The following is a 237-nucleotide window of genomic DNA, read 5'->3' as shown; positions in this document are numbered from 1 at the left end:
ATCGACCGGGTCGACCAGTGCGTGGCGTCCTGCGGTGTGCGCTCCAGTGTCTTGGCGACCAACTCGGCCACCTGCTCGTCGGTCACCGTCCTCGGGCCCTCGGGCCTGGGCATGTCGCCCAGGCCGGCGATCCGGTGTTCGACGAACCGGGCCCGCCACCGGCCCACCGCGTGCGGCGTGGACCCCAGCCGCTCCGCAACGTCCTTGTTCGACGCGCCACTCGCGCATTCCAGGATG

1 protein-coding gene is annotated in these 237 nt (G+C 71.7%); it reads right to left on the bottom strand.

The features are described 5' to 3' along the window. Positions 1-233: helix-turn-helix domain-containing protein (locus IE98_RS0141800; RefSeq protein ID WP_267882394.1), on the bottom strand; the 233-nt coding region annotated here is incomplete at its 3' end. Between the last annotated feature and the right edge of the window lie 4 nt (positions 234-237).

Origin of the sequence: Streptomyces sp. NRRL B-24484 (genome assembly GCF_000717715.1) — a bacterium.
Taxonomy (GTDB): domain Bacteria; phylum Actinomycetota; class Actinomycetes; order Streptomycetales; family Streptomycetaceae; genus Kitasatospora.
Note: the sequence above shows the minus strand (reverse complement) of the source record. Positions and strands in the feature narration are given on the sequence as shown.